This window comes from Pseudomonas pisciculturae, from assembly GCF_015461805.1.
GTDB lineage: Bacteria > Pseudomonadota > Gammaproteobacteria > Pseudomonadales > Pseudomonadaceae > Aquipseudomonas > Aquipseudomonas pisciculturae.
The window spans coordinates 52,460-76,181 of the sequence record NZ_JACVZE010000005.1; the positions used below are offsets into that span (position 1 = coordinate 52,460).

Below are 23,722 nucleotides of genomic sequence, written 5' to 3' on the forward strand. Positions count from 1 at the left end.
CCTGATTAAAAACGAATGTTCTTCAAAAATTCCGCCAGGCGCGGCGACTGCGGGCGCTCGAAAATATCCTTCGAGGTGCCCTGCTCCTCAATACGGCCTTGGTTCATGAATACGATTTTGTCCGAGACTTCATAGGCAAAACGCATTTCGTGGGTGACCAGCAACATGGTCATGCCCTCTTCCGCCAGGCCTTTGATCACACTGAGCACTTCCCCCACCAGCTCCGGGTCGAGGGCCGAGGTGACTTCGTCGAACAGCATCAAGCTGGGGTTCATGGCAATGGCGCGGGCAATCGCCACACGCTGTTGCTGGCCGCCGGAAAGCTGGCCGGGGAAATGGTTGCGTCGCTCCAACAGTCCTACACGGTCTAGCCATTTTTCCGCTAATGCGACCGCCTCGTCCTTAGGCATTTTCTTAACTTTCAATAAGCCCAGGGTGACGTTCTGCAACGCCGTCAGATGCGGAAACAAATTGAACTGCTGGAACGCCATGCCCGTCATCGCACGGTGCTGGGCGATCACACGCTCGGGATGACGCACGCGCTTGCCGGCGACTTCGCTGTAGCCGATGGACTCGCCGTCCAGGGTGATTTGCCCACCCTGGAACTCTTCCAGCAGGTTGACGCAGCGCAGCAGCGTAGTCTTGCCCGAACCGCTGGAGCCGATCAACGTGACCACGTTGCCGCGCTGCATGGACAGGTCAACGCCCTTGAGCACTTCGACCTCGCCATATTGTTTACGCAGGCCGCGAATATTCAGCAGCGGTTGGTTGGTGTGAGGTTGGTTCATGGCAAGGCCACCCGCTTTTCAATGTAGCGCCCGAATAACTCGATGGCGTAGTTGATGACAAAGAACAAAAATCCGGCGAACAGGTAGAACTCCAGAGTCATGAAGGTGCGCGCGATCACTTGCTGGGTACTGAGCAGCAACTCGGCCACGCCGATCACCGAGAGCAACGTCGAGGCCTTGACGATTTCGGTGGAGGAATTGACCCAGGTCGGCAATATTTGGCGCAGCGCCTGGGGCAGCAACACATAGCCCAAGGACTGGTAGAACGTCAGGCCAATGGCCCGGCCCGCTTCCAGCTGCCCACGGGGAATGGCTTGCAGCGCGCCGCGCACGATTTCCGATACGTGGGAGCCGCAAAACAGCGTCAACCCGACCGCACCGGCTTGGAACGCGGTGATCTGCCAGCCGAGCGCCGGCAGCATGTAGAAACACGCCAGCACCAGCACAAACACCGGTGTGCCGCGGATCAAATCCACGTAGAGGCGAAACGGTGCACGCATCCAGAATTTGCCATAGGTCAGCACCAACCCGGCGACGATGCCGATCAGGGTGCCGAAGATAATCGCCAGCGCAGACACATAAACGCTGGCCTGAAAGCCCGCCCATAGGGTGTCCCGGGCGATCCACAACTCATGCAGCCAGCTTGGGGACTCGTACATGACAGCCCTCCTTAACGACGTATCGCCAGACGCTGTTCCAGGTAGCGGAGCAGCATGGCAATGAGGTAACAGGCAGCCACGTAGAGCGCGGTCGTGACCAGCCAGGTTTCAATCACCCGGTAGCTTTCGACGTTGATCTTGCGGGCGTAATAGGTCAGCTCCGGCACCGCGATGGCGGCGGCGAGCGAGGTGTCCTTGAACAGCGAAATAAAGTTGTTCGACAACGCGGGCAACACGTTGCGCAGCATCACCGGCACGGTGATATAGGCGCGGATACGCCACTCACCCAAGCCGATGGCCAAGCCGGCTTCGCGCAGGCCCTTGGGAATATTCAACAACCCGGCGCGGAAGACTTCCGTCAGGTAAGCCCCGGCGTACAACGACAGAGTGATGATGAACGAAGGGATTTTGTCGAGCCGAATCCCAAGGCTGGGCAACGCGAAGTAGATCAACAGAATCAACACGAGGATCGGCGTATTGCGCACCACCGTCACGTACACCGACGCAACGATGCGCAAGGCGCGGTGCTTGGACAGCATGGCAAACGCCGTCATCAAGCCGATCACGCAGCCGATGGCGATCGACAGCAATGCCAGTTGCAAGCCCAGACCGAGCCCCGCCAGCAAGGTGTCGAAATCGCGCCAGACGGCGGCAAAGTTCAACTGATAGTTCATGGTCAGCAGTACCTGAATGGGGCGCCGCAGCGGGCGCCCCGGTTATTCACTTGAATTCAACCGGGAAGCCAATCGCTGGCTCTGGCAGGTCTACGCCAAACCACTGCTTGAACGAGGCCTTGTAGGTGGGGAACTCCACACCGGTCATGGCTTCATGCAGGGCGGTGTTGACGAAGTTCAGCCAGTCCTGGTCGCCACGCTTGACGGCGCAGGCGTAGGTTTGCGGGCTCCACGCATAGGCCGGGCTGCGGTAGCGGCCAGGGTTCTGCACCATCAGGTATTTGACCGAGGACTGGTCGGTGGCGGCCGCATCGGCGCGGCCGGAGTTCACGGCCTGGTACATCAGGTCGACGCTGTCGTATTGGTCGACCTTGGCTTTTGGCAAGGCCTGGTGCACCAGCTCTTCGGCGTACACGTTTTGCAGCACGGCTACGGTGACGCCGTCGCCGGCGGCTTGCAGGTCTTCGATTTCTTTGTACTTGCTGTTGGTCGGCAGCAGCAGGCCCACCCCTTCGCGGTAGTACGGCAAGGTGAACGCCACTTGCTGCGCACGGCTGGCGGTGACGGTGATGAACTGGCAACTCATGTCGACCTTATCGGTCAGCAGGTTGGGAATACGTGCATCAGAGGACTGCACCACAAACTCGACCTTGGTCGGATCGTTGAACAAGCCCTTGGCCACAATGCGGCCGATGTCGATATCAAACCCCTGCAACTTGCCATCCGCTCCCTGGAAGTGCCACGGCGCATTGGTACTGCCTGTACCCACGATGAGATGCCCACGCTTGAGCACATCATCGAGCTTGCTGTCCGCCGCCTGCACAACGCTTGCGAGGGAAGCCGATGCGGCGAAGAGAAAAACACACGCTTTGAACACGGAAGGTCGGTGATGCATGACAAGCACTCCAGGGGTTGTGTATTCCGCTATACCGGAACTTAGTATGTAACAACGGAATAGACAGCAGAAAGTGTGCCACAGGCAGTAACAGAAAAATACGAGAGGAATAAAAAGCTTATAAATCAGCGAGATAAATATTTTGAGCCAAGAGGGCCTTACGCCAGCAGTGGTCACTGACTTGCTACCCAAGGCCACACACTGCGGTGACAGGCCTCACACGCTCGCACCACAACGGCGTTAGTGCGCACCAGTGCGGGGCAGGCCCCCACGTTGAAAAAACCTCACGCTGGGCTAGCCTTGACCTATTCCTGTCGACAAGGCCCCGCCCCGATGAAGCTTCGTCTTACCCTGGTTTTGCTGTCTTTGCTGGTGGCCGCAAGCGCCAACGCCAGCAACGACCGCCGTGACTGTAAAGAAGAACTGCGCAAGCTCAATAAAGCCCTGAGCACCAACTACACCAGCCAGAATCACCACGGCTACCGCAAGGCCAAGGCCTCCCGGGATAACGAGGAATACAAGAAGTGCGCGGGCCAGGCACGCAAGGAGCGCGAACGCCTGGAGCGTGACGCCAACCTGTGAAGGTTGACAGTAGACGGCTGCAATACCCCGGTTTAGCGTGGGCAAAACCCAAGCCGCCAAAGGGAGATCGCCATGGGGATTGCCACTGCTATCATCGACACTGACGAGGAGTTCCAACGGGTGCTGGACACGCCAGTGCCGGTGTTCATGCTGTTTGTCTCACAACATTGCCCTGCTTGCGCTGACGCAGGCCCTCTGTTTACACGGGTCGCCAGTCAATATCCCCAGATCAAGAGCATGGTACTCGATACCGCAGAAACTCTCAGGCGCTCCGAAGTGACGGGTACCCCCACCCTAGCGGTCTACCGAGACGGGGCACTGATGGAAACATTCAAGGGGCTCGGCCCAGAGGAAGACCAGCCACAACTGGTCGAAGAGATCTTCAAGCGCTACGCCGAGAACGCTTAACCGCACCTTGCACGCCCCTGACAGACGTCTACGCTGCTCAAAGCCGTCTCAGCCGAATCAGGGTCAGCAATGTTCAAGACCATTGAAGCCGAAGTCCTGAAGAAACACCCCTCACCCGCCTTGCAGCTTGAGTTCGCCCAACATGATTTCGAGCGACTCAAGCCATTCTGCCTGCTGATCTACCTGGCCAGTATCAGCATCTGGCTGGTGTTCAACCTGATCGTGAGCTTTCGCGGTGGCCAGGGTTTTACCGCCTATTCGGTGATGTTTTTAAGCGCCTTGTTGATCACCGTGCTGGTACTGACCTTCAACACACAAGCCCGCCACTTCCAGTGGATCAACCTGATATTCGTCAGCATCATCGCCATCGGCATCCGCCTGGTGATCGAAGGCCTGCCCATGGACCTGCACTCCGGCTGGCTGATCCTCGGCGCCTCGACCATTCTCTACAGCGCATCGGTGCTTCCGCTGTGCCGCTGGTCATTCTCGGCCACGCTGCTGATCACCTGGGTGGTGCTCAACCCGTTCTATCTCACCGACACCTCGCTGCTGGAAGTCAAAGGCACCACGGTGTTGTTTTACGCCGCCTTTCTCAGCCTGCTGACCCTCTACAGCTTCCTGAAACTGCGCCAGCTCAAGCTGAGCAACTACATCATGGCCAAGCTGCTGCTGAACCAAGCCTACGTAGACCCGCTGACCGATATTCCCAACCGCCGCGCCTTCATGACCAGTGCCGGCAAGAAACTCGACCACCGGCCGCGCGCGCACGACCATTACCTGGCGATGATCGACATAGACAACTTCAAGAAAGTGAATGATCAGTACGGCCACGACATCGGCGACGAAGTGCTCAAGCGCGTCGCTCAGGATATCCAGGCAGTGATGGTCGACTTCGACTACGCGCGCCTGGGCGGTGAAGAGTTCGCGATCTACCTGGCAGGCGTGCGCCGCGAAGACGCGGCGCACCTGGCAGACCTGCTGTGCGCCCGCGTGCGCGAGGAGGCCAGCCACCACCCGGTGACCATCAGCATCGGCCTGGCCAGGGTGGAGGATGGAGAAACCCTGAACCAGGCGCTGATCAAGGCGGACCAGGCGCTGTACGTGTCAAAGCATGCAGGCAAGGACCGGTTTACGTTTCACGCACCATAGACACCTGGGTCACGCGTCGCTCCTCAACAGCTGCCACGGTCAGGCGCCAGCCCTCATACACCAGGCTGTCGCCCACCACCGGCAGGCGGTCCAACAGGCTCATCACCAGGCCTGCCAAGGTCTGGTAGTCCTCGGTGGCCACGGCCTGCAAGCCGGTGCGTTGACGGATATGGTTGAGGTTGAGCGCACCATTGACCCGAAAGCCTGCGCCCTCCTCGACAATATCCGGCCCTTCGATTTCGCTGGCGTCCGGCAGCTCACCGGCGATGGACTCGAGAATATCGGTCATGCTCAACACCCCCATGAAGTCACCGAATTCGTTGATCACGAAGGCGATGTGGGTGGACTCCTGACGCATCTGCTCCAAGGCGTTTAGCACCGAGAAGCTCTCCAGCAGGTTGACCGCCCGGCGCGCCAAGTGCTCCAGGTTTGGCTCGTTGCCGGCCAGGTACTCCTTGAGCAGCTCTTTTTTGTGCACAAAGCCCAGCGGCTCATCCACCGCACCATCGCGGATCAACGGCAGGCGTGAGTAAGACGAATGCATGAGTTTCAGACGAATACTCTCGGGGTCGTCGGCCAAGTCGATAAAGTCGACCTTGGCCCGCGGCGTCATCAAGGTGCGAATCGGCCGCTCGGCCAGTTGCAGCACGCCACTGATCATCACGCGCTCACGTCGATCAAACAGCGGGCCCTGGTTGGCATCCGCCTCGCCCAGCAAGTCGGCCACGTCTTCGCCCACTTCTTCTACCGCCAGGCTGCGGCCGCCAAGCAAGCGCATGACCGCATGGGCGGTGCGCTCACGCACCGGCAACACGCCTTGTGCCGACTTCTTGCGACGGGCGCGGGCAATCTGGTTGAACACTTCAATCAGGATCGAGAAACCAATGGCCGCGTACAGGTAGCCTTTCGGAATATGGAAGCCCAGGCCTTCGGCCGTCAGGGCGAAACCAATCATCATCAAGAAGCCCAGACACAGCATGATCACGGTCGGGTGCGCGTTGACGAAACGGGTCAGCGGCTTGCTCGCCACAATCATCACGCCGATGGACACGATCACCGCGATCATCATCACCGCCAGCTCGTCCACCATGCCCACGGCGGTAATCACCGCATCCAGGGAGAACACCGCATCGAGCACCACGATCTGCGCCACGATCGGCCAGAACATCGCATAGGCGGCATTGCCCGTGCGCTGGGCCACATGGCCTTCGAGGCGCTCGTGCAATTCCATGGTGGCCTTGAACAACAGGAACACACCACCAAACAGCATGATCAGGTCACGCCCCGAGAAGCTCTTGTCGAACACCTCGAACAGCGGCTGCGTCAGGGTCACCAACCAGGAAATACTCGCCAGCAGGCCCAGGCGCATCAGCAATGCCAGGGACAAACCGATCAACCGCGCACGGTCGCGCTGCTCCGGCGGCAGCTTGTCCGCCAGGATCGCGATAAACACCAGGTTGTCGATACCCAGCACCAGTTCCAGCACAATCAAGGTCAACAGGCCGAGCCAGGCCGTTGGATCCGCTAACCATTCCATTTATTAAAATCTCTATCTAGTTTTCAGAATGCCGGACACGGCAAAGCGCGATCAGTGGACCGGGACAAGGTTAGCAGTCGGAATACGGGATGCTTCAGCGGGAACGGCAGCAGCGAATGTCTTGGGGAAAGACGACTGGGGGGCTCCGAGAGGGTGTTCATGCAAGTCCTGCAATTGAAAAAGGACTTGAATCCTACAGCCGAAAGCCTGTTCTCCTACAATCCAAAACTATTACAAAATCTGTAACACCCCTCCACCTGACCCTTCACAGACCCAATGTGGGAGGGGCGGTGCGACGATTCGACTTGCCCCCGATAGCGGTGGATCAGTCAACAAATGCAGTGACTGACACACTGCAATCGGGGGCAAGTCGAATCGTCGCACCGCCCCTCCCACAAAGAGTCATCTGAGTAGTTGAGATCGGGTTACCAGAACCGCTGCTGGGTCAACCGGCTCCACCAGGTCAACAACACCCGGTCCACCGACCCGCTGGCTGCCAGGCCCACGCGCTCCTGCAAGCTCTTGCGCTCGGCGTAATGCAGATGGAACACCTCGGCAGTCTTGGCCTTGGTAGCCAGGTACTCGTCACTGGTTTGCAGCTCGTCCACCAGCTGTTTATCCAGCGCTGCAACACCCAGCCACACTTCCCCGGTCGCTACATCATCAATCGCCAACTGTGGGCGGTAGCGCGACACGAAGTTCTTGAACAGTTGATGGGTGATGTCCAAGTCTTCCTGGAACTTCTCGCGGCCCTTCTCGGTGTTTTCGCCAAACACGGTTAGGGTGCGTTTGTACTCGCCGGCGGTGAGCACTTCAAAGTCGATGTCGTGTTTTTTCAGCAGGCGGTTGACGTTGGGCAACTGCGCCACTACGCCGATGGAGCCGAGGATGGCAAAGGGAGCGCTGATGATCTTCTCGCCGATGCACGCCATCATGTAGCCGCCACTGGCCGCGACTTTGTCGATGCACACGGTCAGCGGCACACCCGCCTGGCGGATACGCGCCAGCTGCGAAGACGCCAGACCATAGCTGTGCACCATGCCGCCGCCGCTTTCGAGGCGCAGCACCACTTCATCCTTCGGGGTCGCCAAGCTCAGCAGCGCGGTGATTTCATGACGCAGGCTCTCGGTGGCCGACGCCTTGATATCGCCGTCGAAATCCAACACGAACACCCGTGGCTTGGCTTCAGGCTTGTGCTTGCCTTTCTTCTTTTCAGCCTTGCCTTCGGATTTGCGCAAAGCCTTGAGCTGGTCTTTGTCTAGCAGGGTCGACTCCAGGCGCTCACGCAGGCCTTTGTAGAAGTCATTGAGTTTGCTGACCTGCAATTGGCCGGCGGATTTGCGACGGCCTTTACTGCGCAGGGCCGCGAAGCTGATCAGTACCACCAGAATAGCGACCACCAGGGTGACGGTCTTCGCCAGAAAGCTCGCGTATTCGGCCAGAAAATCCATAGTTCTCCTTACAAGTGCAGTGCGCCAGGCGCGGAATCGCCCAAGCATACCGACGGCACAGCGTTGGGGCCAGTGATCAAACCGCCAGCAATATCGGGTTCCAACACGCTTTTAAAACAAGCGTATGTTTTTTCATTGACAGCTCGCAGGCATCCTCATAACCTCGCCAGACTTTCAACGTACCGGGAAAACGGACGTGGGCAGCATCTATCTGATTCGACATGGCCAAGCCTCCTTCGGTGCAGACGACTATGACGTGCTGTCCCCGATAGGCGTGGAGCAGGCGCAAGTGCTCGGTCGCCACCTGGCCGACATGGGCCTGGTGTTCGACCGCTGCGTGGCCGGCGACCTACGCCGCCAGCAGCACACGGCCACGGCTGCCTTCGATCAATACAGCGCCCTTGGCCTGCCGGTACCGGCGCTTGAGGTCGACAGTGCCTTCAACGAATTCGACGCCGATGCAATCATCCGTGGCCTGCTGCCCGACCTTCTCAGCAGCGAGCCCAATGCTCTTGAGACCCTGCGCAATGCCGCGCAAAACCGCAGCGAATTCCAGCGCATTTTCGCTCTGATCATTGAACGCTGGTTGGCCGGCACCTATGACCCACCTGGCCTGGAGAGCTGGCTGGGTTTCGTGGAGCGTGTCCAGGGTGGCCTGCAACGTATTCTTGAAGCGGCGGACAACGCGCAGAAAATCGCCGTGTTCACCTCCGGCGGCACCATCACCGCCCTGCTCCATCTCATAACCCACATGCCTGCCGCGCAGGCCTTCGAACTGAACTGGCAAATTGTTAACACCTCGCTCAACCAGCTGAAATTCCGTGGTCGCGAGGTGGCACTGGCTTCCTTCAACGGTCATACCCACTTGCAACTGTTGAAGGCGCCGCAGCTCATCACGTTCCGATGAACTGCGGCCAACCGTGACCCCAAGGTCACTGGACTCTACCCTAAAGGATCGAACCATGACTGACGTAGCCAAAGCTGTAGAAGCAATGAAAGCCAAATTCAACCCAGCCGCCGCTGACGGCCTGGACCTGGTGTTCGGTTTCCGCATCGACGACACCAAGAACTTCTCCCTGGTCGTCAAAGACAAGACCTGTGAACTGCAGGAAGGCGAGAACCCTGACGCCCAAGTGACCTTGGTGATGGACAGCGAAACCCTGGAAGGCATCGTCGACGGTTCCACCGACGGCATGCAAGCCTTCATGGGCGGCAAGCTGCGCACCGAAGGCGACATGATGCTGGCGATGAAGCTGAGCGAGCTGTTCCCTTCTTGATTCACGGGCAACCCTGAATTGCGATCCCGCCCCTCAAGGCGGGATTTTTTTTGCCCTCTTTACACTCACGAACGCGGTTTATTCCCGGCAGCTTCGATGAGTGTGCCCTGGCCGTTGGCTTGGCCGCGCAAATACAACGCGTCCACCAGTTGTTGCCGTTCTTCCCGGGGCAAGGTGCTGGCAAACTGCGCCAGCGTCGAGTCCACCAGGGCGCGCAGCGCTGCATCGGCCTCACGAGCCTTGGTCAACTCGCTCATCAGGGCATCGCGGTCCAGGGTCGACGCCTCCATTTGCTTGATCACGCCCATGCGCGCCTCGCGGCCGGCCATGATCAGCGGCTGGCTGTCGGCGCGGTTATGCCGTAGCAGTTGGCGCAGCTCTTTGCGGCGTTCCACAGGCAACTTAAACATGGCCTGGCGCAGGCCGTGCTGGTTCACCACGGCTTCGGCAGGCGCGGCGCGGGCCATCCAATGATAGAGGCCGCCGCCCACCCCGCCGATCAGGAACACATTGAGTAGCAGCGACACCAGCAACCACGGCTTGAGGGATCTGACGGTCATTGCTCGACTTCCTCGGCGTTGACGGAAAAGACAACTTGCGCATCGCCTTGATCGAAGACACTGGGCAGCACGTCGGATGACAACATCGGCAGCGGAACGCTCATGGATGCCACCAGTATTCCGGTGATCATCCCGGCAATGCCCACCCCCACAACGCCGACCGGCGACAACCAACGGGCATAGCGCGACCAGAATGAAACACGCGCAGGGGCAGATTGGCGTATCTGGCGGGCCAGCGCTGAATCGGCCAAAACCAATGGATGGCTATCCAACTGAGCATCCAGCCAACGGGCCTCGTCCCATGCCTTGCGGGCAAGACTGCTACCGCTCTCCAGCAGCGTCTGGGCCGATGCTTGTTCGGCAGCAGGCCAGCGGTGCAGGTCGGCGCCATAAGCTTCAGCCAAGTGAACAAATCGTTCGGGTGTCATGGTTTTCCCCTTCCTGGGCGGGCGAGCCCGGGTGTATCGGCGAGTTGGCTACGCAACTGACGCCTGGCCCGCGATAGCAGGCTCTCCAATGCCTCGACGCTGATATTCATCAACGCGGCGGCGTCGATGTTCGACAGCTCCTGGTAGTACTGCAGCACAATGGCCTCGCGCTGGCGCTCGGGCAGTGCCGCCAATGCAGCGGCCATGCGTGCACTGCGGTCCAGCGCTTCAAGCTGTTCGTCCGGGGACGGCGCGCTGTCGGCCAGTTGCAGCGCAGCCACCTCGTCCAGCGGACGCTCCTTGCGTCGGCGCAGGCGGTCATGGCACAGGTTGAGCGCTACGCGGTGCAACCAGGTATCAAAACGCGCCTCGCCACTGCGCCAACTGGCCGCCTGGCGCCAGATACGCAGGAAGCTTTCCTGGGCAACGTCCTTGGCTTCGTCGGCATCGCCCAGTATCCGGCTGGCGAGCGCCAGCAGGCGCGGCAGTTTGCGCGTCACCATTTCGTTGACGGCTGCGGGTTCGTTGTTACCGATACGCGCCAGCAGCTCAACGTCCGGATCAGTGTCTTTCAATCGGGCAACTCTCGGGACAAAGGCCAAGTCTCAGGTTTCAGCGCACCCAATGCCCTTCACGCCAGTACCAGTTGGGCCCGCGTGATTGCCAGTGGCCCGGCTCCCAACGCGCGTTATGCATCACAGGCTGCCAGTGGCCGGGCATCCAGGCGTACCCGCCCCGCGCCCACTGCCAGTGGCCACGGTCCCAGGCGTAGCCAGGGCGCTGCGCGGGGATAATCTCCACCCGTTCCGCCGGCGGTGCCTGGCGAATAATGATTTCGGTCTGGGCAAAGCTTGGGGTGCTCACAAACGCGGTCAACACCAGCGGGGCAAGCAAGGCATAGCGCAATTGGGCCAGGGGTCTCATGGCAACTCCTTCATGCAATAGGCAAAAGTGCCGAGTGCTGATGGGTTGAACGGTGGGGGCCAAAAAAATCCGTCGCACCCCGCGAGATTTATTTGCGGGCTGCGATCAAGGGCAGTATTGCGCGGGAAACCCAGGGGCTTGATGAAATGTTTGAAAGCATCGCGACGGATTTATGCAGGCGCCAACGTTGAAGGATTAACGCCGATCACCCCAAGAGGAAACATCATGTACCGCCGACTTTCCATGCTGGTTGCCGCACTGCTGATCGTCAGCCTCAGCGGCTGCATTATTCTGCCGGAACACCGCCATTGCTGCTGGCGCTACTACGGCGCGGCCGATGCGCCCACTCACCAGGCCAACGGCTAGCCTACTGCCGCAAAACCACGGCGCCCGGCCTTGATCTCGGTGCGCAGTTCGCCAATCAGGTTTGAGATGGAACGGATGCTGTCCAAACCGTCGGGGGAGACACAAGTCAGCAGCAAGTCGACACGACCAGACTCCGGCTCGAAAATGCTGATGCGCAGTGAGCCATCGCTGTTTTGCGTGCAATCGCACGCCAGCGGCAGAAAACCCGATGCCATGATGCGATTGAATTCGACGATTGAAATCATGCTCCGCACCCTTCCCCGGGCCCCACCCACTTGTTGTGATGCCAGCAGCGTAGACGAGGTTTTACGCGGCCTCCAGCCCTTAATCCAAAAGTGTTATACACGCCTCATTTTGCCCCGAAATCGCCGAAATACTGGCGCCATAAAAGTTGTTTGGCGACCTCTCGTCTGCTCGCCAGGCCAGCACTTGACTCAAGGCGAAGATCACCAGAGGCTCTTGGCTTTTGCCCCCACACCCGAGCATCGCCCATGAGCATCGACCCCCCGAGCCAGCCCGACAGCGACGTGTACAAGACGCTGCTGGAGTCGACCAAGGCCATCCCCTGGCGCATCGACTGGCAGACCATGACCTTCAGCTATATCGGCCCGCAGATCGAGACGTTATTAGGCTGGACGCCGCAAAGCTGGGTCAGCGTGGACGACTGGGTCGAGCGCATGCACCCGGATGACCGTGAGTACGTGGTGAATTTCTGCGTGTCCCAGTCCCGCGCCGGTGTGGACCACGAGGCCGACTACCGGGCGCTGACGGTGAAGGGCGACTACGTGTGGATTCGCGATGTGGTGCACGTGGTGCGCAAGGACGGCGAGGTCGAAGCGCTAATCGGTTTCATGTTCGATATCAGCGAGCGCAAGAAGACTGAAGAACACCTGGTGCGCCTGCAAAAACAACTTGAGGAGTATTCCTACCAGGACGGCCTCACCGGCATCGCCAACCGCCGGATGTTCGACACCGTGCTCGAACGCGAGTGGGCCAGTGCCCAGCGCAGCCAACTGCCGCTGTCATTGATCATTCTGGATATCGATTTTTTCAAGCAGTACAACGATCACTACGGCCATATCAAGGGCGACGAATGCCTGCGCCAGGTGGCCCACACTCTGTCCAAGGCAGCCAACCGGCCACGGGATTTCATCGCACGTATCGGCGGCGAAGAGTTTGTGTGGTTACTGCCGGAAACCGACGCTGCCTCCGCCAGGCAAGTGGCGCAACGCTGCCTGCACTTGGTGCGCCAGCAGCAGATCGAGCATGGGTTTTCAGCGGTCTCGAACCTGTTGACCCTGAGCCTGGGCGTAGGCACCCGAACCGTCACGCCGGATAGCCCGATGCTGGGTTTTGTCGAAGAGGTCGACAAGTTGCTGTACCGGGCCAAACACAATGGGCGAATGCGTGCGGAGTTTGGCGAAGAGCAACTTTGATAATCGGGCCAAATCGCAGGCAAAAAAAATCCCAAGTAGCTGATGGAAACTTGGGATTTAAAAATGCATAAACCGTGGGAGGTGAACGCCCGCGCATCATAACGACAGTGAAAAGCTGTCACAAGACTATTTCACTCCTTTCGTCGGAATAAAACAGCCGTAAGTCATTCAATAACCACACTTTTTTAAAGGTATGGCGTTATATCGCTGCCACTTTTTGGTGCAATAAGGTTCGCTATTTCCACTAATAAAACGTGGTTATTGATTAACGTTTGTTTGCACTTCCCGCGCCTCCCTAGTTATTCAAGGGTGCAGCGGGATCGGGGTTTGCCGCTGTGTTTCCCGACCCAGCAAACGATACAGCGGCAGGCACGCCACTTGGATCAACAGCATGCGGATCACCTGCATCGCCGTCACCAGCGTCACCCCCAGGCCTAACGCTTCGGCAGTGAGGCTCATCTCTGGCGCACTGCCGGGCATCATGCCCAAGGCCAGCGACAACCATGGCATGCCCAAACCGAGCCCCAGAGCCCATGCGGCCAGAGCAGTGGTGACCACAGAACCTGCGAGCAGCAACAACACCTTGCTCAGCAGGCCCGGTGCGCGACGCAAAAAGCTGCGGTCAAAGGCCACGCCGAGTGCGCAACCGATCAGTAATTGGCCGCCGCCACTGAGCCAGCCTGGCATGCTCATCGCCAGGTTATTGCAGCCCACCCCCACCGCGCAGATCAAGAAAGGCCCGAACGTCCAGGGATTGGGCAGTTTGCACTGCTTGAAACCAAGCGCCGCCAGCCAGCCCATCGCCAGGATGAAGATCAGCCAGGGCCAGATCACAGGCAATGGCGCGGGGGCGTTAACGGCGGGCATGCCGAAGGTCGCAACCGCAGGCACCGTCAACACGATCAACAACAGCCGAATGCTATGGGACGCCGCGATAAAACTGGTGTCTGCCTGGCGCTGGCGACCCAGGTGCACCATCTCGCTGGAGTTGGCTGGCATCAGGGCGAAAAACGCAGTGCCAAAGGGCACGCCCCAGCGATGCAGGATCAACACCGAACACACCGCCAGTACCAGCGTCAGCAACACAGCCGTGACGATCAGCCCAAGATGGGCCGCCACTTGCTGCATCACCGGCAAGGTGAAATGGCAGCCAATGGCGACCGCCACAATCAGTTGCCCAGCTTGGCGGCCGTAAGGAATTTCCGGTACCGAGCCGCCGGCGCAGCGGGTCAGCATCACCGCCAGCAGCGAGCCGATCACCCAGGGCAATGGCCACCCCGCCCAACTGGCCACAACGCCGCCCAATGCGCCTACGATCAAAGTGATGAGCCAATACTGGCGAAGGTTGAACATCGTGTTGATCCCGGTCTGGAGAAGAGTGCCGACAGGTTATAGACTTGCCACCATCACAAAAAATATCCATTTGTGAAGCAAGTCATCACTCTTTGTTATGCGAGCCGGTATGAACCTTAAAGCCCTGGAATACTGCGTCGAGATCGCCCGCCAAGGCAGCTTCACCAAGGCGGCGCAGGCGCTGCACGTGGCACAACCGGCGTTGAGCATGGCGGTGGGCAGGTTGGAGGATGAGCTGGGCGTGGCGCTGTTCAACCGTGCCACACGCCAGATCAGCGTCACCGCCGAAGGCCGTTTGTTCCTGGCCCGCGCTGAGGCGTGCCTGGAGGGGTTGGCAGGTGCCCGGCGTGAGCTGCAAGACCTGACGCACTTGCACAGCGGCGAAATTCGCGTTGGCATTCCGCCGATGTACGGCATCCGCCATATTCCCGAACTGCTGATGCAGTTCCGCGCCCAATACCCCGGTATTGCCATGCACGTGGTGGAAGGCAGTGCCGATGACATCAGCGAGCGCCTGGCCACGCGGGCTATTGATGTGGCGCTGCTGGAGTCGCGACGGGTTGACCCGGATTGGGAGTCGGTGTTGCTGGGCAGTGATGAGATGGTGTTGTGCATGGCCCAACAGCACGCGCTTGCAGGGGCTTCATCGATCACCCCAGAGCAACTGCGGGGTGAGCCGATGCTGGTGTTCGATAACACCTTTTTGCAACGCCACCTGCTGGATGGGTTTTGCAGCCATGCCCGCGTGCGTTTCAACATCGCCCTGGAAAGCAACTTCGTACCGCTGGTGATCGCTGCCACCCGCAGTGGAATGGGTGTCTCCACCCTGCTGCGTTCGGTTCAAGAGCAAGAGGCGGGGCTGGTCGGGGTGTCGTTCGAGCCCGCGCAGTTCATGCATTTCAACCTGTGCTGGCGCGCCAGTGAATACCTGTCCCAGGCCAATCGGCGGTTTATTGAAACGGCGAAGGTGTATTTCCAGGAAGATGCCAGCTCGCCGCTCTCGCATTGAGCCGCTATTTGCGCGCGACTTTGTAGCGCACGCAATCCTGATAAAAACCCTGGCGGATCGCTTCGGGCTTGAGCCGTGAACGGCTGTCGTAGGTCTGCTCGGTGATGCCCATGGCCATCATGCGCATCCACGATTTGTTGAACTTGATGGTTTGGATCTTCTGCCGCGCCGCGTACAGCGACACCCCCGAAAGCTTGAGTTCCTGGGCCCTGGCGGCGGTGCCGGCGCCCCAACTGCACATGTACTTGTCACCTTCGCGCAGCTCCCGTGCCTGCACGGTAGCTGCGCCGCCGGCCAGGGAGCAGGCGATCAGCATGATTCCAACATTGCGCATTTGCATCCCCACCTAACCACCTGAAAATAAACGCGATTCTGGCGAGGATTTTGTTACAAGGGGGCCATTAAATTGCCTTATTACCACTGATAAGTGGCACTCGCCTGCACAGTGCGTTGTGAGCCATACCAGCACCACGAGTAGGAATAACACGACGCGACGTACTCTTTATTCGCCAGGTTGGTAGCGTTCAGGGCCAGGCGCAGGTTGTCCTTGAGGCTGGTGATGTTGGGGATGTCGTAATGCACCGCCGCGTCGAACAAGGTGTAGCCCGGCACTTTCAGGGTATTGGCGGTATCGCCCCAGGACGAACCGACATAACGCGCACCGGCACCGGCGCCAAAGCCTTTGAGGTGGCCGTCGTGGAAGGTGTAGTCGGCCCAGGCCGAGGCTGTGTGGCGCGGTACGGCGTAGGTGGTGGTGCCTTTGGCCGAGAGCGTCGGGCCTTCGCCAATGTCGCCGATAGGTGAGTAGCGTACGGTGTTGTTGGACTGGCTGATGCGGTTGTCCAAGTACGCATAAGCTGCCGTGATATCGAGGTTGTCATTGAGGCTGGCCTTGCCTTCCAGTTCAAAACCACGCGATTGCACTTCGCCGTCCTGACTCTGGCAGCGGCCGCTGCCGCAGATGTGCTGAGGGTCCGGGTCGGTGGTCAGTACATTGGTCTGGCGCAGGTCGAAGATTGCCGCACTGATAAAACTATTGCTGCCTGGCGGCTGGTACTTGATGCCAATTTCGTATTGCTTGCCTTCGGTCGGCTGGAACACCGCCCCTTCATACCCCGTACCCGACTGCGGCTGGAACGACTCGGAATAGCTGGCATAAGGCGCCAGGCCATTATCGAATAGGTAGACCAGACCAATTCGCCCGGTAAAGGCTTTGTCATCCTGCGACGATTTGGACTTGGCGCCCGCCCTCAGCGTGCTGCTATCGGTGCTTGCCCAGTCATAGCGGCCTCCCATCAACAACACCCACTTGTCCCACTTCATCTGCTCCTGCAAGTACACGCCCGTCTGTTCGCTACGCGACGTGACGTCGGAGGTGTAAGCCGGTACCGGCACCGCAGCGCCGTACACTGGGTCGAAAATATCGAGGGTCGGCCCAGCCTTGTACACGCCCGAGCCCGACAAGGTATCGGTGTTGGTGTATTGGTAGTCCAACCCCATCAACAAGGTATGTTGCAACGGGCCCGTATCGAATTTGGCCTGAAGCTGGTTGTCGAGCGCGTAGGCATCCATGTCGACATCACTGGCGATGGTCGAACGCTGGATGGTGCGGTAATCCGACAACAACACATTGCTGTAGAGGCTGCGGTACTGCCCTTCGGTATGCAGGTAGCGCGCGTTCTGGCGTACGGTCCACACATCGTCGAAGTGATGTTCGAAGGCGTAGCCGATAGAGTAATACTCGCGGTCGCTTTTCTCGAAGCCCTTCTCACCGTCATAAAAATCCACATCGATGTCGCGCCCCACAGGGCTGTGCAACACCGAGCCCCAAGCCGGTACGGAACCGTAGGACGCGCCCTTGGGGTCCTTCTGGAAATGCCCGAGCAGGGTCAGCGAGGTGTTTTCATCCGGCCGCCAGGTAAAAGCCGTGGACAGCGACTGGCGACGGGTTTCAGTGTGTTCGACCTGCCCATCTGCATCGTCGAAAAGGCCGGCCACGCGGTAGGAATACACACCCTGATCGTCAATCGGCCCACTCAGGTCAAAGGTGGTGCGCTTCTTGTCGAAGGTGCCGTATTCCACGCCAATCTCATGGAACGGCGTGTCCAGCGGGCGCTTGCTGACCATGTTGATCACACCGCTGGGCGTGCCCTGCCCGTACAAAACCGAGGCCGGGCCACGCAGCACTTCAACGCGTTCCAGGTCGAAAGCATCCTTTTGCGGCAAGGCGTCACGGCTTGATGGCATGCGCAGGCCATCAAGGTAAGTCGCCGGCGAGAAACCGCGGATGGTCAACTGGTCGAGACGCGATGCGGTGGCACCACGGGTTTCCGGGACCACAGCGGCGCTGTAGCGCAGGATCTGATTGAGGCTCTCGGCGTTTTGCGCACGCATCTGGTCTTTGGTGACGACCGAGATCGACTGCGGCGTTTCGATAATCGGCGTATCGGTCTTCGTGCCCGACAGGCTGCGCGTTGCTACATAACCCGCCACCGGCCCGGTCGGGCTCTCGGCCTGGTAGGCGCCGCTGATGGTGGTGGCCTGAAGCTCCATGGCGCCACCGTTATCCGGGATGGTTTCAAGGCGGTAGCGATCGGCGGAAATCTTCACGGCTTGCAGGCCACTGCCGGCCAGCAATTGGTTCAGGGCCACGTCGGTGTCGTATTGCCCACTCAGGCCATTGCTGCGCTTGCCGCGGGTCAGGCTTGCATCAAACGCCAGTACCAGCCCCGCTTGCTCGGCCAGGCTGTTAAGGGCCTGGCTCAGGTCACCGGCAGGAATCGAGAAGGCGCGCACAGCGCTGCTGGTTTCTGCGGCGAAGGAGGACTGAACGGTGAGCAACGGTACAGCGGCAAAAGCCATCGCCACGGACAAGGCCAGTGGATGCAAGGGACGAGCAAGGCGCGACATGGGAAATCCTGCGTAATGGAGGTTCTATTAACCATGACGGCCAGGTCGAGAAATCGGGCAAGGATGAGATCTACTTTTATTTGAGAAAGTGTTCGGCAATCAGCGGGATCGGTTTTTTGTGTAGCTTTTTGAGTGGCTTTCTTGCGGTTTTGCCCCGTCCCCGGTGAGCCTTTTCTGATTTTTCCTGCCGTTCATCCAGCCGCTTTTTACTGCGGCATTCTCCGACGCCTTGCCCTCTGCCGAGACGTCACGGATGACCAACGCTTCCCACATTGCCCTTATCGAACATGAACTCGATGGTTTTCATCAGAGCCTGGGGATCTATCGCCAGCAGATGAACGCCTGGTATGCGCGTGCGTTGGATTCGGTGAGTCATGCGGCGGACTTGCCGTCGTTGCTGGGGATGGATCGGGTGCTGCGGGTGGGGGATTCGCAGCGGTCGGTGAGCATGACTGATCCGGATTTTATCGGCGCTGTTGCCATGTGCGAGCTCGGCGGTGAGCTGAAGATCGAAAGCAAATTCGAGTCAGTGTATGACGTGCCGATTGGTGAGATTCCGGTCGAAGTGATCGGGCTCGATGACGGCAGTTCAACCGTGATCATGCTCGATGAGCACGGTAAGGGCTCACACCACTGCGCGGCTGGAGGGCATTACCAAGTAAGGGTTCAGGGCGGGGTTTCTGCTGAGCAGGTGGACGCGTTGTTTGCCTCCTACGCCGGGCTGACGGCGGATCTGGAGCAGTGGCTTCGCGGGCAATGGAAAGATTTTCGGCCCTACTGGGAACAGTCCACCGCCAGCGCGATTGGCAGCGGGTTACTGGCAGGCAGTTGGGCGGCAATTCGTGATGTGTGGGACAGCATCAAGCTGGTGCAGGCGATTCTTGCAGACCCGTTGAAGTACGTCGAAGAGCTGGGCGCGCAAGCCGCTTCGTTGGCAAAAATCGCCACCGATGCACCCAAGGTCATGGCGCAGGCGATGCTGCTGGCCAGTGATGAAGCGGCGCTGTTTCTGCTGCTGCGCACGGCGATGGTGTGGCTCGACGCTTTGCCGCCCAGTGCGCTCGCCGAGGTCGCGGCGGGGTTGGTGGTGTCGTTGTTGATTGATCTGGTGATTGCGGTGGTGCTGACCATCGCGTTGCAGGCGGCAGGTGTGGCGTATTTGACGTTGCGATTGGTCAGGTACGGCAAGCAGATTCTTCAAGCTGCTGTGAGTTTTGTTAAAGGGCTGCTGGAGATTCTGAGCAAGTTTATGCAGGCGGTGGATCGCTACAAAGCGGTGGCGGTTCGCGGGGTGGTTGGCGGGTTAAAGCAAGGCACGATGCAGATGCGCTGGAAGGCGCGGCAGAACGCGGCGCCTGTAAAAAAAGAACACGTTGACGATGTGCCTGCTTCTGGGAAAAACCAGAACGGCGAAGCGGCTTCAAGTGCGGATAAAACCGCTACCAACGGCTGCCCGGTGTCGATGGTTACCGGGGAAGAATTGTTGACGTTGGTTGACGGTTCGCTGGACGGGATTTTGCCGTTTGAGTGGACCCGGTTGTACCGCACCAGTGCCGTGGAAGTGGATTGCGGGTTGGGGTTTGGTTGGAGCCACTCGCTGGCGCATCGACTTCAGGTTTCCGGTGAATCGGTGGTGTGGACGGACCATGAAAATCGGTCGATTGTCCTGCCCTTGCCCTCTTCTTCTCGGCCTGCGATTACCAATAGCTTGGCCGAAGCGGCAATCTATCTGGGCGAAAAGCCGGATGAATTGGTGCTGGCTCAAGCGTCGCGTTTTTACCATTTCGTTAACGGGTCGCTGACAGCGATCAGCGATGCGTATGGCAACCGCCTGCGTGTTTCCCGTGACGTTTTGGGGCGTATTGAGCGAATAGATAACGGTGTTGGGCGCTCGTTGTTTTTGCGCTACTCGGCCGACCGCATCGTGGCGGTGGATTACCAGATTCAACGGGCAAAGGGTTATGAGCCCTACGTCTGGGTGACCGAACAAAGCGTTGTTTCCTACGCCTATGACGCACTTGGAAGGTTGGTTTCAGCGACCAACGCTGTAGGCGAAAGCGAGACTTATCGATACGACGACCAGCACGTCATTCTTGAGCGCGGCCTAGCCGGTGGGGCGAGTTTCTTCTGGGAGTGGGAAAGATCTGGCAAGGCGGCGCGATGTGTCCGGCACTGGGCCAGTTTTTCGCAAATGGACACGCGCTACACCTGGGACGACAGCGACCACGTAACAGTGTTTAACGCCGATGGCAGCCAGGAAGTCTATGTGCATGACCAGCGCGCAAGGCTGGTGCAGCGGGTTGATCCGGACGGTGCGGAGCACTTCAAGTCCTACGACGACAAGGGCCGGCTGACGGTCGAGCAAGACCCGCTGGGAGCGGTGACGGCGTATCAGTACGACGACGCCGGGCGTTTGGTTGCGTTTTTTCCGGGGGATGATGAGCCGACGACCTACGAGCATGACAACGGTTTCGTACGGGTTGTTCGGCGTGGTGAGGCGGTTTGGAAGTATGAAAGAAATGATCAGGGCGATATCACGCGCAGGATTGATCCTGATGGGCATTTCACCGATTACACCTACAACAAACACGGGCAGCTGATTGGGGTTTGGTACCCGGATAACAGTAGCCAGCGGCTGGTCTGGAATTCGCGCGGACAGCTCACTGAAGAACATTTGCCCAACGGCGGTATCAAGCGCTATCGCTATGACGATATTGGGCGGCAGGTTGCGCGTGAGGACGAGCACGGTGCGCTGACCCAATATCAGTGGGACAGCGTCGGGCGCTTGGTTCGAATCGTTTTACCGGGCGGTGCTTGTAGGGAATACAGCTACAACCCCTACGGAAAAATCACCGCCGTGCGCGATGAACTTGGGCGCGTCACGCGCTACGAATACGCGGATGGGCTGCACCTGATCAGCCGTCGCATCAACGCTGACGGCACCCAGGTTAAATACCGCTACGACAACGTTCGGTTGTTGCTGACCGAGATTGAAAACGAGGTCGGTGAAACCTACCGGTTGCAGTATCACCCTAGTGGCCTGATCCAACAGGAAACCGGATTCGACGGCCAGCGCACTGCTTACGTCTACGACCTCAATAGCAACCTCCAGGAAAAGACCGAGCATGGCGATGACGGCAGTCAGCTCATTACCCGCTACGAGCGGGATCACGCCGGGCGACTCGTACGAAAAACTCTTCCCGACAGCAGTGTTGTTGACTACGCCTACGACCGCCAGGGCAATCTCCTTAGCGTCGACGACAGCCACTGGTTTTTAGCCTACGAATACGATCAACAAAACCGTCTCACCGCCGAGCACCAAGGCTGGGGCACCTTGCGTTACGGCTATGACGCCTGCGGTCAGCTCAAAAACCTGCGCCTGCCCGACAACAATCGCCTCGTCTTCAATCACGCCAAAGGCGGCCACCTCGCCACTGTAGAACTCAACGGTTCACCCCTTACCTCGCACCTCTTCAAATCCGGCCAGGAACACCAACGCCAACAAGGTCAACTCCTTAGCCACTACCACTACGACGACCAACAGCGCCTCCACGCCCACGCCGTCACCCAACAAAATCACTACCTCTACCAACGCCAATACGACTACGACAAATCCAGCAACCTCACCCGCCTGCTCGACACCCGCAAAGGCGAGCACCGTTACCAGTACGACCCACTCAACCGCCTGACACGCGCCGATCATTGCCAAGACCTGCAAGAGCGCTTCGCCCACGATCCAGCCAGCAACCTGCTAATGCAAGACCGCCCCGGCCCCGACATCGTGGCCGGCAATCGTCTGCTGATACAGGGCGACAACCACTACGACTACGACGCCTTCGGCAACCTCATCCGCGAGCGACGCGGCAAGGGTCATCAACTCGTCACTGAATACCGCTACGACTGCCAACATCGGTTAGTCGAAGTCAAAAAACCCAACGGCCAAACCGCCAGCTACCGCTATGACCCATTTGGCCGACGCGTCAGCAAAACCATCGATGGCATCACCACGGAGTTCTTCTGGCAAGGCGACAAACTGATCGCCGAACACCACAAAGATAAATACCGCAGTTATATCTACGAGCCCGACAGCTTTCGCCCGCTGGTACTACTGGAAGGCTACGGCCCCAAAGCCACCAAACCTTACCACTACCAACTCGACCACCTCGGCACACCCCAGGAACTCACCACTCCCGAGGGCGAAATAGTCTGGTCTGCCCACTACCGCGCCTACGGCGAAATCTCCCGACTCGACATCGGAAAAATCGACAATCCACTGCGTTTCCAAGGCCAGTACTTCGACGAAGAAAGCGGCCTGCACTACAACCGCCATCGCTACTACAATCCGGACCTTGGTCGTTACCTGACGCCCGATCCGGTTAAGTTGGCGGGTGGGATCAACGGGTATCAGTACGCATCCAACCCTACGGGATGGATAGACCCGCTCGGGCTGAACGCTTGTCCAGGTGGAGATGGTTGTAAACCAGAAACAAGTGTTGAGCCCTCGACCCATAAAGCCAGTGTGGATGAAGGGCTTCCTTCTACCCCTCTTGTCCATGGAGTCGATGCTAAAACTTTAGACAGAACCCACAGCATTGAAGGAAAACGGTCAACCAAGAAAGTTGAGGAAATTTCCCACAAAATGCGAAGCAACGGATATGACATTAACGAACCCATTGAAGTGGTCGAACATAATGAGCGGCGCTATATTATTGACGGGCACCACAGAACTGCTGCTGCAAGACAGACACATACACCTGTTACGATAAAGCTAATCAGGGACATCGAAACCCACAAAAGCACGTTCAACAGCACGCAAGAAGTTATAGATGCGTCAAATGCGGTTGGACTCGATAGATTGGATAGGCCAAGGCGATGAAAACACCAACCTTAGAAAACTTGATCACGGAGTATTTAGCGCAGGTACAAAAAGCGACAGACCTGCTTGAGCAGTCATTTGGAACCAAAAACATTCTGAGGCTTTGGCGATCCAACAAAATCCCACAAAGAGGTTCAGTCACCGACGACGTAACTTACGAACTGCATGGGATTGGTTGCAGCGTTTGCCTGTCTGAGATATGTGTTGACTTTGATTACGGCCCAGACGGTAGGGTTGACGGATTCGACCCTTGGCGACTGTATATGTACGCATGTGAAGTGCCACGAAAGTTTAAGAAATATACTGATAAAGAATTTCTGGATCGTGAGTTTGACGAGTATTTGAAAAAAGGCAAAGCTCAAAAAATTAACGAATCCATATCCAACTTGTACTTTATGCAACCTTAACCGCTGGACCTGATCGCTTGATCAGGTCGAAAA

Annotated in this window: 24 protein-coding genes; 10 read left to right on the forward strand and 14 right to left on the reverse strand. The window is 58.6% G+C overall.

What is annotated here, in order from left to right; genetic code table 11:
• Positions 1-5 precede the first annotated feature (5 nt).
• From ICY20_RS14890 to ICY20_RS14905, 4 genes are read right to left on the reverse strand one after another with little or no spacing between them, the layout of a single operon-like run.
• Positions 6-788, reverse strand: a complete 783-nt coding sequence (locus tag ICY20_RS14890; RefSeq protein WP_159962415.1) for an amino acid ABC transporter ATP-binding protein — start codon at positions 786-788, stop codon at positions 6-8.
• Positions 785-1,447 carry an amino acid ABC transporter permease gene (locus ICY20_RS14895; RefSeq protein ID WP_122488056.1) on the reverse strand — a complete coding sequence of 221 codons (663 nt, stop codon included), beginning with the start codon at positions 1,445-1,447 and terminating at the stop codon, positions 785-787. Before ICY20_RS14895 ends, ICY20_RS14890 begins: the two co-directional genes overlap by 4 nt.
• 11 nt (positions 1,448-1,458) lie before the next feature.
• Positions 1,459-2,121, reverse strand: a complete 663-nt coding sequence (locus ICY20_RS14900) for an amino acid ABC transporter permease (RefSeq protein WP_122488055.1) — start codon at positions 2,119-2,121, stop codon at positions 1,459-1,461.
• A gap of 46 nt (positions 2,122-2,167) precedes the next feature.
• Positions 2,168-3,016, reverse strand: a complete 849-nt coding sequence (locus tag ICY20_RS14905) for a transporter substrate-binding domain-containing protein (protein WP_194937832.1) — start codon at positions 3,014-3,016, stop codon at positions 2,168-2,170.
• Between the two features lie 333 nt (positions 3,017-3,349).
• Here ICY20_RS14905 and ICY20_RS14910 point away from each other — a divergent pair, with 333 nt between their 5' ends.
• The 3 genes from ICY20_RS14910 to ICY20_RS14920 all read left to right on the forward strand — a co-directional run bounded on the left by ICY20_RS14910 (position 3,350) and on the right by ICY20_RS14920 (position 5,155).
• Positions 3,350-3,598 (forward strand): hypothetical protein, encoded by a 249-nt coding sequence (locus ICY20_RS14910; protein WP_122488053.1) that lies wholly within the window; start codon positions 3,350-3,352, stop codon positions 3,596-3,598.
• A gap of 72 nt (positions 3,599-3,670) precedes the next feature.
• Positions 3,671-4,006: a thioredoxin family protein gene (locus tag ICY20_RS14915; RefSeq protein ID WP_159962417.1), complete on the forward strand. Its 336-nt coding sequence runs from the start codon at positions 3,671-3,673 to the stop codon at positions 4,004-4,006.
• A gap of 69 nt (positions 4,007-4,075) precedes the next feature.
• Positions 4,076-5,155, forward strand: a complete 1,080-nt coding sequence (locus tag ICY20_RS14920; protein ID WP_194937833.1) for a GGDEF domain-containing protein — start codon at positions 4,076-4,078, stop codon at positions 5,153-5,155.
• Here ICY20_RS14920 and ICY20_RS14925 read toward each other — a convergent pair.
• Together ICY20_RS14925 and sohB are read right to left on the reverse strand one after the other, a co-directional pair.
• On the reverse strand, positions 5,136-6,692 hold the full coding sequence (locus ICY20_RS14925; protein ID WP_159962419.1) for a TerC family protein: 1,557 nt from the start codon (positions 6,690-6,692) through the stop codon (positions 5,136-5,138). The genes ICY20_RS14920 and ICY20_RS14925 overlap by 20 nt on opposite strands.
• A 425-nt stretch (positions 6,693-7,117) precedes the next feature.
• Positions 7,118-8,143 (reverse strand): protease SohB, encoded by a 1,026-nt coding sequence (gene sohB, locus ICY20_RS14930; RefSeq protein ID WP_194937834.1) that lies wholly within the window; start codon positions 8,141-8,143, stop codon positions 7,118-7,120.
• 196 nt (positions 8,144-8,339) lie between these two features.
• Between sohB and ICY20_RS14935 the strand changes: the two genes are divergently transcribed.
• The gene (locus ICY20_RS14935) at positions 8,340-9,050 is read left to right on the forward strand and encodes a histidine phosphatase family protein (protein ID WP_194937835.1); all 711 of its coding nucleotides are present in this window, start codon (positions 8,340-8,342) and stop codon (positions 9,048-9,050) included.
• A gap of 55 nt (positions 9,051-9,105) precedes the next feature.
• Entirely contained in the window at positions 9,106-9,420 is a 315-nt protein-coding gene (locus ICY20_RS14940) for an SCP2 sterol-binding domain-containing protein (protein ID WP_065880674.1), read from the forward strand.
• A gap of 65 nt (positions 9,421-9,485) precedes the next feature.
• Here the strand turns inward: ICY20_RS14940 and ICY20_RS14945 are convergent, their stop codons facing one another.
• The 4 genes from ICY20_RS14945 to ICY20_RS14960 are packed head-to-tail and all read right to left on the reverse strand — an operon-like array spanning position 9,486 to position 11,332.
• Positions 9,486-9,980, reverse strand: coding sequence for a periplasmic heavy metal sensor (locus ICY20_RS14945; RefSeq protein ID WP_194937836.1), 495 nt, complete (start codon positions 9,978-9,980; stop codon positions 9,486-9,488).
• Positions 9,977-10,408 (reverse strand): hypothetical protein, encoded by a 432-nt coding sequence (locus tag ICY20_RS14950; RefSeq protein WP_194937837.1) that lies wholly within the window; start codon positions 10,406-10,408, stop codon positions 9,977-9,979. Before ICY20_RS14950 ends, ICY20_RS14945 begins: the two co-directional genes overlap by 4 nt.
• Entirely contained in the window at positions 10,405-10,983 is a 579-nt protein-coding gene (locus tag ICY20_RS14955) for an RNA polymerase sigma factor (RefSeq protein WP_194937838.1), read from the reverse strand. The genes ICY20_RS14950 and ICY20_RS14955 overlap by 4 nt, the downstream gene beginning before the upstream one ends.
• Before the next feature lie 37 nt (positions 10,984-11,020).
• The gene (locus tag ICY20_RS14960) at positions 11,021-11,332 is read right to left on the reverse strand and encodes a YXWGXW repeat-containing protein (RefSeq protein WP_159962425.1); all 312 of its coding nucleotides are present in this window, start codon (positions 11,330-11,332) and stop codon (positions 11,021-11,023) included.
• 225 nt (positions 11,333-11,557) lie between these two features.
• Here ICY20_RS14960 and ICY20_RS14965 point away from each other — a divergent pair, with 225 nt between their 5' ends.
• Entirely contained in the window at positions 11,558-11,698 is a 141-nt protein-coding gene (locus ICY20_RS14965) for a hypothetical protein (protein WP_194937839.1), read from the forward strand.
• Here ICY20_RS14965 and ICY20_RS14970 read toward each other — a convergent pair.
• Positions 11,695-11,943, reverse strand: coding sequence for a DUF1652 domain-containing protein (locus tag ICY20_RS14970; protein WP_159962426.1), 249 nt, complete (start codon positions 11,941-11,943; stop codon positions 11,695-11,697). The genes ICY20_RS14965 and ICY20_RS14970 overlap by 4 nt on opposite strands.
• 246 nt (positions 11,944-12,189) lie before the next feature.
• On the opposite strand from ICY20_RS14970, the gene ICY20_RS14975 reads away from it, so the two are divergent.
• A complete protein-coding gene (locus ICY20_RS14975) occupies positions 12,190-13,134 on the forward strand; it encodes a sensor domain-containing diguanylate cyclase (RefSeq protein ID WP_159962427.1) in 945 nt (314 codons plus the stop codon).
• Positions 13,135-13,437: 303 nt separating this feature from the next.
• Here the strand turns inward: ICY20_RS14975 and ICY20_RS14980 are convergent, their stop codons facing one another.
• Entirely contained in the window at positions 13,438-14,487 is a 1,050-nt protein-coding gene (locus ICY20_RS14980) for an AbrB family transcriptional regulator (protein WP_194937840.1), read from the reverse strand.
• 109 nt (positions 14,488-14,596) lie between these two features.
• Here ICY20_RS14980 and ICY20_RS14985 point away from each other — a divergent pair, with 109 nt between their 5' ends.
• Positions 14,597-15,496, forward strand: a complete 900-nt coding sequence (locus tag ICY20_RS14985; RefSeq protein ID WP_194937841.1) for a LysR family transcriptional regulator — start codon at positions 14,597-14,599, stop codon at positions 15,494-15,496.
• A gap of 4 nt (positions 15,497-15,500) precedes the next feature.
• Here the strand turns inward: ICY20_RS14985 and ICY20_RS14990 are convergent, their stop codons facing one another.
• Positions 15,501-15,830: a hypothetical protein gene (locus tag ICY20_RS14990; RefSeq protein WP_159962430.1), complete on the reverse strand. Its 330-nt coding sequence runs from the start codon at positions 15,828-15,830 to the stop codon at positions 15,501-15,503.
• 80 nt (positions 15,831-15,910) lie between these two features.
• Positions 15,911-18,406 (reverse strand): TonB-dependent siderophore receptor, encoded by a 2,496-nt coding sequence (locus ICY20_RS14995; protein ID WP_194937842.1) that lies wholly within the window; start codon positions 18,404-18,406, stop codon positions 15,911-15,913.
• A gap of 253 nt (positions 18,407-18,659) precedes the next feature.
• On the opposite strand from ICY20_RS14995, the gene ICY20_RS15000 reads away from it, so the two are divergent.
• Both ICY20_RS15000 and ICY20_RS15005 read left to right on the forward strand, forming a co-directional pair.
• The gene (locus ICY20_RS15000; RefSeq protein WP_194937843.1) at positions 18,660-23,282 is read left to right on the forward strand and encodes an RHS repeat-associated core domain-containing protein; all 4,623 of its coding nucleotides are present in this window, start codon (positions 18,660-18,662) and stop codon (positions 23,280-23,282) included.
• Positions 23,279-23,689, forward strand: a complete 411-nt coding sequence (locus ICY20_RS15005; RefSeq protein WP_194937844.1) for a DUF6896 domain-containing protein — start codon at positions 23,279-23,281, stop codon at positions 23,687-23,689. Before ICY20_RS15000 ends, ICY20_RS15005 begins: the two co-directional genes overlap by 4 nt.
• The last annotated feature ends 33 nt before the right edge of the window (positions 23,690-23,722 follow it).

Bases quoted from the DNA above. Each gene is read 5' to 3' on its own strand.
- ICY20_RS14960 (WP_159962425.1), bottom strand. From the start codon at position 11,332: ATGAGACCCCTGGCCCAATTGCGCTATGCCTTGCTTGCCCCGCTGGTG.
- ICY20_RS14970 (WP_159962426.1), bottom strand. From the start codon at position 11,943: ATGATTTCAATCGTCGAATTCAATCGCATCATGGCATCGGGTTTTCTG.
- ICY20_RS14980 (WP_194937840.1), bottom strand. From the start codon at position 14,487: ATGTTCAACCTTCGCCAGTATTGGCTCATCACTTTGATCGTAGGCGCA.
- ICY20_RS14890 (WP_159962415.1), bottom strand. From the start codon at position 788: ATGAACCAACCTCACACCAACCAACCGCTGCTGAATATTCGCGGCCTG.
- ICY20_RS14915 (WP_159962417.1), top strand. From the start codon at position 3,671: ATGGGGATTGCCACTGCTATCATCGACACTGACGAGGAGTTCCAACGG.
- ICY20_RS14995 (WP_194937842.1), bottom strand. From the start codon at position 18,406: ATGTCGCGCCTTGCTCGTCCCTTGCATCCACTGGCCTTGTCCGTGGCG.
- ICY20_RS14920 (WP_194937833.1), top strand. From the start codon at position 4,076: ATGTTCAAGACCATTGAAGCCGAAGTCCTGAAGAAACACCCCTCACCC.
- ICY20_RS14905 (WP_194937832.1), bottom strand. From the start codon at position 3,016: ATGCATCACCGACCTTCCGTGTTCAAAGCGTGTGTTTTTCTCTTCGCC.
- ICY20_RS14910 (WP_122488053.1), top strand. From the start codon at position 3,350: ATGAAGCTTCGTCTTACCCTGGTTTTGCTGTCTTTGCTGGTGGCCGCA.
- ICY20_RS15005 (WP_194937844.1), top strand. From the start codon at position 23,279: ATGAAAACACCAACCTTAGAAAACTTGATCACGGAGTATTTAGCGCAG.
- ICY20_RS14985 (WP_194937841.1), top strand. From the start codon at position 14,597: ATGAACCTTAAAGCCCTGGAATACTGCGTCGAGATCGCCCGCCAAGGC.
- ICY20_RS14965 (WP_194937839.1), top strand. From the start codon at position 11,558: ATGTACCGCCGACTTTCCATGCTGGTTGCCGCACTGCTGATCGTCAGC.
- ICY20_RS14900 (WP_122488055.1), bottom strand. From the start codon at position 2,121: ATGAACTATCAGTTGAACTTTGCCGCCGTCTGGCGCGATTTCGACACC.
- ICY20_RS14925 (WP_159962419.1), bottom strand. From the start codon at position 6,692: ATGGAATGGTTAGCGGATCCAACGGCCTGGCTCGGCCTGTTGACCTTG.
- ICY20_RS14950 (WP_194937837.1), bottom strand. From the start codon at position 10,408: ATGACACCCGAACGATTTGTTCACTTGGCTGAAGCTTATGGCGCCGAC.
- ICY20_RS14990 (WP_159962430.1), bottom strand. From the start codon at position 15,830: ATGCGCAATGTTGGAATCATGCTGATCGCCTGCTCCCTGGCCGGCGGC.
- ICY20_RS14945 (WP_194937836.1), bottom strand. From the start codon at position 9,980: ATGACCGTCAGATCCCTCAAGCCGTGGTTGCTGGTGTCGCTGCTACTC.
- sohB (WP_194937834.1), bottom strand. From the start codon at position 8,143: ATGGATTTTCTGGCCGAATACGCGAGCTTTCTGGCGAAGACCGTCACC.
- ICY20_RS14975 (WP_159962427.1), top strand. From the start codon at position 12,190: ATGAGCATCGACCCCCCGAGCCAGCCCGACAGCGACGTGTACAAGACG.
- ICY20_RS14940 (WP_065880674.1), top strand. From the start codon at position 9,106: ATGACTGACGTAGCCAAAGCTGTAGAAGCAATGAAAGCCAAATTCAAC.
- ICY20_RS15000 (WP_194937843.1), top strand. From the start codon at position 18,660: ATGACCAACGCTTCCCACATTGCCCTTATCGAACATGAACTCGATGGT.
- ICY20_RS14895 (WP_122488056.1), bottom strand. From the start codon at position 1,447: ATGTACGAGTCCCCAAGCTGGCTGCATGAGTTGTGGATCGCCCGGGAC.